The organism is Acinetobacter sp. YH16040_T, from assembly GCF_024605785.1.
Taxonomy (GTDB): Bacteria; Pseudomonadota; Gammaproteobacteria; order Pseudomonadales; family Moraxellaceae; genus Acinetobacter; species Acinetobacter amyesii.
The window spans coordinates 2,830,538-2,842,775 of record NZ_CP094541.1; the positions used below are offsets into that span (position 1 = coordinate 2,830,538).

Here is a 12,238-nt window from a genome sequence, read left to right on the forward strand (position 1 = left end):
ACTCCTGTTAATGACGTTTAGTCATATCATCCGTTTCAAAAGTCACATCTTTTTGAAACTCGGGATAAGACAATTCAGCATGCTCGGTATAGTCCAAACCCCGTTGTTCATGTTGCTTACTCACCCGTAAGCCACCCAACAATTGATCCAAGACCTTAAATACAATGAACGCAACGCCAAAGCCCCATAAAAAGGCAGCAATCACTCCAAGCCCTTGTATCGCGATGACATCGCCATTAAACATATTATTTTCAAGGAAGATCCCTGCAGCCAATGTTCCCCATGCGCCACAGAAACCATGTACCGTCACCGCATCCACCACATCATCCAGTTTCATTTTTTCCATGAACATTGGCAGGAAGGTCACCATGACACCTGCACATAAGCCGGTGATGACCGCATACAGTGGAGACATCGTTGCACAGCCTGCCGTAATGGCAACCAAGCCACCCAGTGAGGCATTGATCGTACTGCGGATCAAAATGGCTTTAGATCGGATGAGGCAGAGCAACATATATGCAACCGCTGCCGCACACGCTGCAAGATGCGTATTTAAAGCAATACGTCCTACGCTGACATTGGCATTAATGGTCGAGCCTGCATTAAAACCAAACCATGCTAACCATAAAATAAAACCACCTAATGCCACTAAAGGTAAGTTATGCCCCGGTAAATAATGGCTTTGCCCATTGCGTCCAAATCGTCCCAAACGTGGACCCAATACGATAATGCCCGCTAAGGCCACCCAGCCACCCATCGAATGCACCACGGTCGAACCTGCAAAGTCGATAAACCCAAGTGCTTTTAACCAACCATCTCCGCCAAATAAACTGCCCCATGCCCAACTACCAAAGACAGGATAAATCAAACCGGATACAACGGCCGCACTCACCACATAAGCGACAAAATGAATCCGCTCTGCCATTGCACCACTGGCAATGGTGGTTGCCGTTGCAGCAAACATCATTTGGAAAAATAGAAGGTTCCAGTGCCAATCATCCAGTTGATCGGGTGCAAAATGACTGAAGCCAAACCAGCCCGTGGTATTGACCCCAAACATCAGACCAAAACCCACCAACCAAAACACCAGACCACCCAAGCAGGCATCCATGTAGTTTTTCATGAGTACATTCACGGTATTTTTACTGCGAACTGAACCACTTTCGATCATGGCAAATCCGGCTTGCATAAAGAACACCAAGATACCGCCCAGTACCACCCAAATACTGTCGAGCGAGATACGAATTTCTTGAATATTACTGGCGATTTGCGGGTCAACTGCCCATGCAGTCGATGTCAGGACACTCAGAAACAGTGCCATCAAGTATGTTTTTTTCATGATTATTCCCCCAAGAATAACCATGCTGTGCAAAAAGAATACCAAATTTCAGACAATTAATTATTTTTCAATGCATTGCGTCACAAAACCAGTTCGCGACAATATTTTGAATCACTGAGATCGAATTTAATGGAACAAAACAGCTCATCGATCTGTACCTTGGTTTCAAAACACGCATCAATTTGATTCAAGCACCTGATGCGCTAAATATTTGTGCACTTTTAGTGTGAAGCATCAATTAATCAAAAGCCAAGAAAATAAAAGCGAAGAAAACAAAAAACCACCCGAAGGTGGTTTAAATCTTCCTCAATCCCGCTTTATCACAGCGGGACTTTGGCAATATGGATTAATGACCACCGCCATTAATGGCTTTTGTCATATCTTCCACAACTTTCTTCGCATCACCGAAGATCATCATCGTTTTATCGTTATAGAACAAGTCATTATCTAGACCTGCGTAACCTGTAGCCATAGAGCGTTTGATCACCATAATGGTACGTGCTTTATGTGCTTCAAGGATTGGCATGCCGTAAATTGGAGAACTTGGATCGTCTTTTGCCGCTGGGTTCACAACGTCATTCGCACCAATCACCAGTACTACATCTGTTGCTGGGAAGTCTGAGTTGATCTCGTCCATTTCAAGAATGTCTTCATATGCAACGTCAGCTTCAGCTAAAAGTACGTTCATGTGGCCCGGCATACGACCTGCCACAGGGTGAATCGCAAAACGAACTTTTACACCTTGCTCTTTTAAGATTTCACACAATTCCTTCACGGCATTTTGTGCACGACCTTGCGCCATACCATAACCCGGTACGATCACTACGCTGTCCGCATTTGACATCAAGAAGCCAGCATCGTCTGCAGAACCTGAACGGTGATTACGCTGTGCTTTTTCACCATTATCTGCCGCCGCTACTGCTGTACCACCCATTGCACCACCAAACAAAACGTTGATGATTGAACGGTTCATGGCTTTACACATGATGTAAGACAGAATTGCACCCGATGAACCAACCAGTGAACCTGCAACAATCAGCATGTTGTTTTCAAGCGTGAAACCAATCCCTGCTGCAGCCCAGCCTGAGAATGAGTTCAGTAGCGATACCACCACTGGCATATCACCACCGCCTACAGGTGCAATCCATACCCAACCAAATGCAAGTGCAAGAACAGTCATTGCCCAGAAAGCATTCATGTTGCCTGTAGTGAAGAAGTAGATACCACACGCTAACATTGCAAGGAAAATTAAAGCTTGAACAGGTTTTACCCATCCACCCGAAATGGTTTTTGCCCATTTCTTCGCAGCCAATTTACCATAAGCAAATACAGACGCTGTGAAAGTAATCGCACCAACGAAACAGCCTACAAACAATTCAAATAAATGAACTTTGCTCATGTGGGCATGTTCTACACCCGCAGCTGTTAATACCGCTTCATTTCCTGCGAATGCCGCAGTCAATTGGTTGTTATGTAGAATTGCAGCGATCGCAATCAGTACCGCAGCCAAACCGACCAATGAGTGCATCAGTGCCACAGTTTCAGGCATTTGCGTCATCGGAACTGTTTTTGCACGTGCAATACCTACGACTGCACCCAACACCATTGCACCCACAATCATCCAAATCACTGGATGATCTGCGACAAAGAATGTCGTAATTACAGCAATTGCCATTGCGATCATGCCATAACGGTTACCTTGAATCGCAGTTTTTGGACCAGACAAACCACGCAACGTTAAGATAAAAAGAACGGCACCAATCAGGTAGAACCAATCCGCATATTCTTTAATGAATTCCATGGATTAACCCTCTTTTTTCTTTTGCTTAGGTTTGAACATTTCAAGCATACGTGCAGTCACCGCAAAGCCACCAAAAATGTTGATACTTGCAAGGAAAACGGCAATCGCACCTAAAATACTCACCACGTTAATGCTTTGGAACTGTACGCTTGCATCCACAATACCTGGGATACCAACGGTTTGAATCATCGCACCAACGATAATGATCGATGACAAAGCATTGGTTACAGCCATTAATGGTGTGTGTAGCGCAGGTGTTACCCCCCAAACCACGTAGTAACCAACAAAGATTGCCAAGACAAAAATAGTAATCGTTTCAACCATGATGATTCTCCTTAACCACGTTTCAGCAGCACTTGGCCGCCATGAGTGACAAGTAGTGCTTTTTGAATTTCTTCTTCAGGGTTAATTGCGAAGTTCTTTTCGCTATCAAACAGGGTTTCAATGAAATTCAAAACGTTACGTGCGTATAGTGCCGACGCTTCAGTCGAAACTGTTGAAGGAATATTTGGAATACCGAGAATTTTCACACCATTTGCAGTCACGACATTTTCGCCGCAAACAGAACCTTCAACGTTACCGCCAGTTTCAACCGCCATATCTAAAATGATTGAGCCCGGTTTCATTTTAGCAACGGTTTCTGCTTTGATTAAACGTGGTGCGTCACGACCCGGTAATAATGCAGTCGTAATCACGATGTCAGCATTCGATACGGCTTTATCAACAATAATCGCTTGGTCGCGAATGTAGTCTTCACCCGGCATCCAGCCATAACCATTTTTCGCAGCATCAGCTGCTTTTTGTTGCTCTTCTGGTGACATTGGTACGTCTAACCATTTACCACCCAAAGATTCAACTTGGTCACGTGCTGTAGGACGTAAGTCAGTTGCTTCAACTACGGCACCTAAACGTTTTGCTGTTGCAATAGCTTGTAAGCCTGCAACACCTACGCCCATGATCACAACACGTGCAGGTTTCACTGTACCTGCTGCTGTCATCAGCATTGGGAACATACGTTGATATTCTGCCGCAGCCAAAAGCACAGATTTATAACCTGAAAGGTTGGCTTGAGATGAAAGTACGTCCATGTTTTGCGCACGAGATAAGGTCCGTGGCAAAAGTTCCAATGCAAATGCAGACACGTTTTGTGACGCAAATTGGTCAAGTTCGGTGTTGCGGTAAGGGTCAAACATCCCCACAACGGTGGTACCCGCTGTGAGTTTTTGAATTTCGTCACCTTTAGGCGCACGAACTTTCAAAATCATTTGACTACCGGTATAGGCATCATCCGTAATTTTGGCACCAACTTGTTCATAGGCACTATCGATGTAAGCAGCGTTTACCCCTGCTCCACGTTCAATAACGACGCTATGACCAGCGCTGATCAACTTCTTTACTGTTTCAGGCGTCGCAGCGACGCGATTTTCACCGACAACAGTTTCGGCTGGAATTCCGATCTGCATGAGCGTTCCTCAAGCTAATTTTTCTTAAGTAAACATCGCAATCCGCGATGTCTCCCCTCAGGATGTGTTTTTGTACAATTTTTGGATTCTAATTGAACTTTTTTAAAATACTACCCAATATTTATTTAATAAATACCCATATTTTGAACTCATGATTCATGAAAAGAATAGTGCGATATTTCATTTATTCAGTTTTATTTGTCGATTTATTACTCATTTTTATTCCATTTATAACTTTTTAATATTACTTAAGACCAAAAACATAAATAATTTCGCTGGTTTTAGTGCAGATTGTTTCAGTGCGTTGATCATTGTGACATTTTCATTCGACAACTAATGACCTGAACGTGTCGTGAAAAATCGACTTAAGTCAGGTAAAGCCACTCTTTCATGCAGACTGCATCAGCTCGTTGACTCGTTTGACAGTTTTGACGTGCTGACCTGCATTGAAAACTGACTTTTTTCTGCCACAGTCTCGTCAAATCGGTCAGCTTGAATATTCGATGGATTTTTGCGCACGTTTCGGGTTTATTGAGATCTTGCCCTCCCCACCTGATGCTTCGCCTTAAGTCTTAGAATTGACTTTTTTAGCTAAAAAATAATTTTTTGAATATTTAGCATCATGATATCGCTACTGACTTTCTATCCCCAAAAAACACTATTGCACCATTTGTGTGCAATTTTCACCTTAAATGTTTCAGCCTGATATATTTGACCTGCCGAGTCATGTTTAGATTAAAAAATCTCAAAACCAAATTGGTCATTTCTTCCACTGTTTTTCATGTTCTATCTAGCAATCCCTTATGCATAAAGGAATAAGTACTATTCTTTTTTTGCATTTTTACTCACACGATGCATTTTTTATAATCAAAATGATAGTTCAAACTTATCGGATCAATGCTGTCGAATTCGTTCAGTCGTCATGAGGCACACCTTAACTTATGTCAAGAAACCTTAGTCCGCACTTCATCGGTGCAATTTTTGCGCTGATTGCTGCCTTCTTGTTTAGTACCAAAGCGATCTTTATTAAGCAAGCCTATGCACTTTCTCCTCTTGTCGATGCCACTGTCCTCATGGCTTTACGCATGATGAGTGCATTGCCGTTTTTCTTGGTCATTGCATGGCTGAGTCGACGTTCTTATCAAACGATTCAACGAAAAGATTGGGTACTCTTGCTCATTTCCGGTTTAATCGGCTATTACTTTTCGAGTTGGCTCGACTTCCGTGGCTTGATGTATATCAATGCTTCGCTTGAACGAATTATTCTTTTTCTGTACCCCACATTAACTGTACTGGCTTCCGCTGTTTTATTCAAAAAGCCACTGAGTTTTAAAACCATCCTTGCCCTGATTTTAAGTTATGGCGGGACAGTTTTAGTGATGCTACAAGAACAAAATGCCACACCACATGATCAGTACTTTTGGCTCGGATGTAGTTTGGTTTTTGCCAGCGCCGTGTTATTTGCGATTTATTTATTACTCACGCCAGGCCTCATGCAAAAGTTTGGTTCTTTACACTTTACCGGTCTAGCCCTGAGCATTGCCTGCGTTGGGACGATTATTCATTTTCTATTTGCAACACCACAGCCTATCGCCTTGCTCCAACAACTCCCGAGTCAAGTCTGGCTGTATGGTTTAGCGCTCGGACTATTGGTTACTGTGCTTCCAACCATTTTGATGATGCAAAGTATCGTCCGACTGGGGGCTGCACAATCGGCCATGATTGCCTCTATCGGGCCCATTTTAACGATTTTACTGGCCGTCGCGTTGTTGAATGAACACTTAAACCTATGGCAATGGGTCGGTTGCGGTCTGAATATGCTGGGTGTCTTGATGATCAGTCTCAGTAAGAAATCCTAATCGCGAGCTGGGATACTATCTATTCACAGAGAAACACTTTAAGACCTGTTTGATTTTCCTTATAGTGACCACAACAGCGTGGCAGCAAATTCTTTGCATACGCTTCCGCCAAATATCTGGACAATTTATGAAAGCCTCGATCGACATTAGCCATGATAAAACCTTGTTGTGGCTTATGGCTGCTGCATGTGGTTTATGTGCGGGTGCCAATTATTATTGCCAACCTTTAGTGGCTTCCATCCAACAAAGCTTTCAAATTCCACAATCAGAGGTGGCGCTAACCGTCACCTTTGCGCAAATTTCTTATGCTTTGGGTCTACTGTTTATTGTGCCGATTGGCGATATTGTGAATAAAGCCAAATTTATTCCATTACTCATGCTTGGTGCGACTGTCGGTTTAGCCCTCTGTGCTTTTTCGACCAATCTATACATGCTTTGGGCAGGAACCATTATCACGGGGCTATTTTCAGTGGCTGCTCAGGTTCTTATCCCTTTGGTCACTGTTGCGATACGACCTGAAAAAATTGGTGCTGTTGTTGGCTTTTTAATGAGTGGGTTATTGGTCGGCATTCTGCTATCAACCAGTCTCTCTGGCTTATTGTCCTATCTGTTTCATTGGAAATCGATTTACATCCTCAGTGCGCTCTTGATGTTGGTATTAGCAGTCTTACTCAAAAAACGTCTGCCCGTGGTCAGCATCACACGCATGCCTTACAGCCAAGTTTTCCAGTCAATGGGCACATTACTCAAACATGAGCCACGGTTAATTTTCCGTTCTCTAATTGGGGGCTGTGTCTTTGCTGCGATGAGTATGCTGTTTTCCACCATTGCCATGTTACTGACTGAGCCACCTTTTCAATTGGCAGATGTTTGGGTCGGTGTTGTGACTTTAGTTGGTGTGTTTGGAGCCCTTTCGACACAGTGGATTGGCCGTTGGGCGGATATGGGTTTCAACCGAAAATTAACTTGGCTCGGTTGCAGCATCTTAGCCCTCAGTTGGGGACTGCTGTATTTGGGTGGATCGTCCCTCGCCTTTTATATTTTGGGCTATGGTTTAATCAACCTAGGTTTGGCAATGGTGCATAGCTGTAATCAAAATATTATTTTCCAGCTCAACCCGATTGCACGTTCTCGAATCAATTCAATTTACATGACTTTTTATTTTGTCGGTGGTGCATGTGGTTCAGCTTTGGGCGTATTTGCATGGCACCATGGCGGCTGGACCACCACCTGCATGACAGGGATAGCCTTAGTCATTGCTGCTGGATTTTTTGTATTGATCGATCAACTCTATACTGCGCGGCAACTAAAATATCCACAATGAAATGTATGGATCATTACTCTAAAGTCACATTACTATGGCTTTATTTTTTTGAAATTAGCTGACCTGCACCACAGGATAAAAGGGTTTGCCTAAATCCAAGGTTTCTGCATTTTCTAAAAGAATCACCATAAATACTGGTAAGAGTGCCAACAGTATTGTGCAGCCATCTTGAAGTTGTTTGCGATTGACCGAACTTTTATAGGTCGCGCCGCCATGAACCATTTGATTGCGTAGCGTATACATGCGATTGAACAGCACCATTAAAATATCAACGGAATCTTTTTCTTTAAGCGCGCGTAGTACTTTCTGTTTTTCATGCGCCAGGCCCTCTTTGCATGCGTCATGGCTAATTTTTTGATTTTGATAATCCCAAAAGCCCTGATAAACATAGGGATTATCCAAAAACAACCGTATCGGCTGACTAAAACGTTCCCATAAAATATTGTAGATTTTATGCTCTGCATCCTTTTGGCAGATCACATATAAAAACTGCCTTAAGCTTTGCTTGTCCTGCGCAATCTGTAAGTCTTGCGCATATATTGCGTTGAAGGACACCCACAAACTGATAAATTGCAAATCGAGATCATCTTGAAGATCAATTGACTTTTTCAGCCAACTTAAACCTCGATGAATGCGTAAATTAAATTGGTCGGTATGTTCCGACTTTTTACTTTTAAATATTTCTTCAAGTAGCATCATGCCTGCTAAATTCCAATGGATAATTCGTTTATTTTTCTACCATTTTAACTTAGCGCAATTGTTTACCGGCATGCAATCAAAATATCTCTGTATTCAACTATTTGGTCTCATCTTGTGTGAGATAGGTATAACGTTCTAAAAGACCATTTTCATCAAAAATCAATTCATAAGACATTTTCTTTCCATTAAAAACGGATTCGGCAGGTGTTCCGAAAAGCTCCCATAAACCCACAGTCGCCACATCTGCCGCACCATGCCAAAACGCACGCCCCACTTTACTGGCAGTCGAATAACCTTGGGTAAAGGTATAAATTTCATGGCGTTTGCCATTTTTATATTCAGAGGTGATCGGTGCGCCAAATTCAGCAATCACCAAGTTACGAGACAGCCCTTGTTGAATCATTTCGGTATTTTTCTTGTTTGGCTGCTTACTTGCCATGACAACTGAACAGCCTGTTGTGCCTGACAATGTGAAAACTAAAGCTATTCCTAAGCAGGTCTTTTTCATCATGTGGTATTCCCCAAATTCTTCAAATTTCTATTTTTAATTTTTGATTTTTGATTTTCATCTGCTGTTGATCTTAATTGTTTCTTTCATCTTTTTCATTTTTTTATACGACTATTCGTCTGATTTTTAGAATGATTAGCGCTTGAAAGATTCACATTTATGAAGGTTTCAGACTGAATAATGCTTTAAGTTAATTATTGTTTTGTTGGTGACGAATTCGGTGGAACAAACCAGTTTTTCCAAGAGCTACTATGGCGAGTTTCAATTGCAACGGTAGGGATGAGCTCTTGCTTCAGCATTTTTTCTTGACCCACGGCTTTCGCCAACCGCGCTTTGACCGAGTGTATACACTCACGGTCTTCAAACTCACAGCGGTCAAGGTTGGAGCCACCACAGGGTCCATTGGCTAATCCTTTGGGGCAGGTTTCTGGGCAAATATACAAGGTTTCACCTAAACGACATTGTCCGCAACTTTCACAGCCCACGATGCCATGTTTACTGATAAATTCTGTTTTCAGCAAGGCTGCATCAGCTTTCGGTTTTTGCCATAATTTGGCCGCAAAAATATAAGATCCCACCCCTTTGGCCAGTTTTGAACTAAAAAATAACTCATGCATGACATGCATACTTTTATATTTCAAAACTTGTTCAACTGGAGCTTTATGGTTATTTGCGCCCGTCGGGTGGAAGTTCACATCTACACTAGAGCGCCAAAGCATTTTCAATTTTGCTAAACACTGTTCAAACGTTAATGTGGCAAATTGCAAAATTGCTTTTTGCAACTTCTCTTGCTCTTCCACTTTATGGCAAGCTGATAAATGAACCCCTGCATAGCCCAAATGCTGACACATTAAAATTTGTAAAGCGCATCGGGCATAGACATTTTGTTCAGCTTGTATGGCATCAGTTTGCTGTTCTTGTTGCAAAAAATTTAATACATCTGCTGAAAGCACGATGCCTGCAACTTTTTGCTTGGCCATAAAGCGGGCACGGGCAAATGTCAGCGGCATGACACACGCCAATACAGGTACATGTGGATAATATTGCTGCATATAGTGTTGGTAACTGCTCAACACATCCATGTCAAAGCCCAACTGTGTAATCACATAGTCAGCGCCAGCTTGAATTTTTTTATTCAGTTTAAAATACTGCGCATCCTTTTCTGCTTCTGCATATTTAAACGGATTAAAAGCCACCCCTAAATAAAACCCACCAAAGTCTTTGGCTGCCATGACTTGATTCACAGATTCTAAATAACGGCTCCGTAAACTCGGATCATTTGCCCCATCCTGATGCTGCTTGAGCTTATCGCCACTGAGCAAGAGTAAATTCTCTACCCCATGCTGCTGAGCATCTTTCAGAAAAGTTTGAAAATCTGAGATATCTCGACCTTTCCCCGAATAATGCAGAATTTTTTCAATGCTTTGAGCATAGTCTTGCATCGCTACTAAAGGAGCAATATCCGTGTCACTTTGCACTCGGTCAGCCAATGTCATGCACACAGGAAATCCCGCAAATGTCGTTGGGACGAGATGCGTTTTTTGCATCGTTATAGCCAAATCCTAAAAACTATAGAACAATAGAGATATGGGATATTCAAAAGATTTTAAAGACAAAGTCATAGAAATTATGATTCGAGATGAAATGTCTGTGCGAAAAGCAGCACAGCATTTTAACATCTGTATACAAACGATTCAGAACTGGAAAAAGTCCACTACAAACAAACCTATTCCTGGCCGTCCAGCTAAAATTAGCAGAGAGCAAATATTGAAGGATGTTGAACAATATCCTGATGATTATCAGTATGAGCGAGCTGAACGTTTAGGAGTAAGCACTCATGCGGTATTTAATGCATTACATGCCGCAGGAATATCGCGTAAAAAAAGACGTTAAAGCATCCTAAAGCAGATCAAAATCAACGTCAGCAATTTCAAAATCTCATAGAGTGTTTAGAAGGGAAATTGCCTCTGATTTACATAGATGAAAGTGGTTTTCAAAGTGAAAGTACCAGAACTCATAGTTATAGCCTTCAAGGAACACGTGCTGAAGGTGAATTTAACTGGCAGTTGAAGAATTGCAGTAATGCGATCGGTGCAATTATCGAAAATAGATTGTTGACAGTTGGTGTGTTTAATTGTTCTGTGAATACAGAAGTATTTGAATGTTGGATTGAACAGGATTTATTACCTAAGTTGAAAGAAAGCAGTGTTTTGATTATGGACAATGCGACCTTTCACAAAGGGAAAAGACTTCAGGAGTTGATACGTTGTGCAGGCCATTACATTGTGTGGCTTCCTAAATATAGTCCAGATTTAAATCCAATAGAAAATATGTGGTCACGAGTCAAGGCGATTCGAACTAAGTTTAGAGTTAAAGATATTGATAAATTATTTAAAGATTACTGTAATGATTTATTTGGTATTTAGCTATAGATATTCAAACGAGATACAAAATTGGCGTTGCATTAGATATTGGGAAAATAAAGACATATAGGCAGGCAGTTAAATCTGCTAAGAAACCATACAATAAAGTTTATAAAATTATAGATTAATCACATAAAAATTTAAATTACTTAAGCCACACTTCCGACTTTTTCTAGCCTGACCTTGAATATGTCACGCTAGCAAGACCATGCCCCAAACCACAATTTATGCTAATATTGCGCGCGTCTTGAAATGCGGTTTTTTTCATCGTATTTCAGACAGCTTTTGGTATTTCTTCACCCTTTTCCATTTCGTTCTTCCATCTTGTTCTTTTAAGGCGTGTTTTTTTAATGACTGATCTCCAACCCATTGAAAATAAACTTCAACCACGAATTAGTGTTGCGCCAATGATGGATTGGCAGTAAATATAAAATAATTTTAATTTATTCAATAATTTATAATTTTTATAAAAACCAATAGTTGCAAAATAGTTGCAAGACAAACAAAAAAGATGCCCTCAGTCCGAAGACCAAGGGCATGTATAAAATTGGACCACTTACTTATAACGCTTGCTGTTAAATACGGACTTTGCGAAGTCAATAAACGTGACAATCACTTTCGCCCAACGTTCCCAATTTTGTCCCAAATCAGTCACGAATGATTTAACAAAAGCCAATACCCATGCTTTTTTATCGGCACCTGAATCACGCTCCTTTTCTGCTGCATCCATAGCATTGACAGTCGTTTGAACGATTTCACGACCAACACCATAAGCATCCACAATTGGAGAAAGTGCGCTTGCAATAGTTATTGCTGCCATGT

At 41.6% G+C, this 12,238-nt stretch carries 12 protein-coding genes; 4 read left to right on the forward strand and 8 right to left on the reverse strand.

Annotation, left to right across the window (positions count from 1 at the left end; genetic code table 11):
- Nucleotides 1-7: 7 nt before the first annotated feature.
- The 4 genes from MST16_RS13815 to MST16_RS13830 all read right to left on the reverse strand — a co-directional run bounded on the left by MST16_RS13815 (nucleotide 8) and on the right by MST16_RS13830 (nucleotide 4,603).
- Nucleotides 8-1,339 (reverse strand): ammonium transporter, encoded by a 1,332-nt coding sequence (locus MST16_RS13815; RefSeq protein ID WP_180010927.1) that lies wholly within the window; start codon nucleotides 1,337-1,339, stop codon nucleotides 8-10.
- A 346-nt stretch (nucleotides 1,340-1,685) separates the two neighbouring features.
- The gene (locus MST16_RS13820) at nucleotides 1,686-3,140 is read right to left on the reverse strand and encodes an NAD(P)(+) transhydrogenase (Re/Si-specific) subunit beta (protein WP_180010925.1); all 1,455 of its coding nucleotides are present in this window, start codon (nucleotides 3,138-3,140) and stop codon (nucleotides 1,686-1,688) included.
- Nucleotides 3,141-3,143: 3 nt separating this feature from the next.
- Nucleotides 3,144-3,464, reverse strand: a complete 321-nt coding sequence (locus MST16_RS13825) for a proton-translocating transhydrogenase family protein (protein ID WP_078191287.1) — start codon at nucleotides 3,462-3,464, stop codon at nucleotides 3,144-3,146.
- Between the two features lie 11 nt (nucleotides 3,465-3,475).
- Entirely contained in the window at nucleotides 3,476-4,603 is a 1,128-nt protein-coding gene (locus MST16_RS13830) for a Re/Si-specific NAD(P)(+) transhydrogenase subunit alpha (RefSeq protein ID WP_111885447.1), read from the reverse strand.
- Nucleotides 4,604-5,544: 941 nt separating this feature from the next.
- Here MST16_RS13830 and MST16_RS13835 point away from each other — a divergent pair.
- Together MST16_RS13835 and MST16_RS13840 are read left to right on the forward strand one after the other, a co-directional pair.
- A complete protein-coding gene (locus MST16_RS13835; protein WP_180010923.1) occupies nucleotides 5,545-6,462 on the forward strand; it encodes a DMT family transporter in 918 nt (305 codons plus the stop codon).
- Nucleotides 6,463-6,589: 127 nt separating this feature from the next.
- Nucleotides 6,590-7,786: an MFS transporter gene (locus MST16_RS13840; RefSeq protein ID WP_180010921.1), complete on the forward strand. Its 1,197-nt coding sequence runs from the start codon at nucleotides 6,590-6,592 to the stop codon at nucleotides 7,784-7,786.
- A 54-nt stretch (nucleotides 7,787-7,840) separates the two neighbouring features.
- Here MST16_RS13840 and MST16_RS13845 read toward each other — a convergent pair whose 3' ends face one another.
- The 3 genes from MST16_RS13845 to MST16_RS13855 form a co-directional block, all read right to left on the reverse strand.
- A complete protein-coding gene (locus tag MST16_RS13845) occupies nucleotides 7,841-8,485 on the reverse strand; it encodes a HEPN domain-containing protein (protein ID WP_180004612.1) in 645 nt (214 codons plus the stop codon).
- A gap of 97 nt (nucleotides 8,486-8,582) precedes the next feature.
- Nucleotides 8,583-8,993 carry a hypothetical protein gene (locus MST16_RS13850; protein WP_180010992.1) on the reverse strand — a complete coding sequence of 137 codons (411 nt, stop codon included), beginning with the start codon at nucleotides 8,991-8,993 and terminating at the stop codon, nucleotides 8,583-8,585.
- A gap of 194 nt (nucleotides 8,994-9,187) precedes the next feature.
- Nucleotides 9,188-10,540, reverse strand: a complete 1,353-nt coding sequence (locus MST16_RS13855; RefSeq protein WP_180010919.1) for a methylenetetrahydrofolate reductase C-terminal domain-containing protein — start codon at nucleotides 10,538-10,540, stop codon at nucleotides 9,188-9,190.
- Between the two features lie 40 nt (nucleotides 10,541-10,580).
- Between MST16_RS13855 and MST16_RS13860 the strand changes: the two genes are divergently transcribed.
- Nucleotides 10,581-10,886 carry an IS630 transposase-related protein gene (locus tag MST16_RS13860; protein ID WP_087547287.1) on the forward strand — a complete coding sequence of 102 codons (306 nt, stop codon included), beginning with the start codon at nucleotides 10,581-10,583 and terminating at the stop codon, nucleotides 10,884-10,886.
- Nucleotides 10,887-10,933: 47 nt separating this feature from the next.
- Nucleotides 10,934-11,419 (forward strand): transposase, encoded by a 486-nt coding sequence (locus tag MST16_RS13865; protein ID WP_227554803.1) that lies wholly within the window; start codon nucleotides 10,934-10,936, stop codon nucleotides 11,417-11,419.
- 553 nt (nucleotides 11,420-11,972) lie between these two features.
- Here the strand turns inward: MST16_RS13865 and MST16_RS13870 are convergent.
- Entirely contained in the window at nucleotides 11,973-12,236 is a 264-nt protein-coding gene (locus MST16_RS13870; protein WP_180092486.1) for a hypothetical protein, read from the reverse strand.
- Between the last annotated feature and the right edge of the window lie 2 nt (nucleotides 12,237-12,238).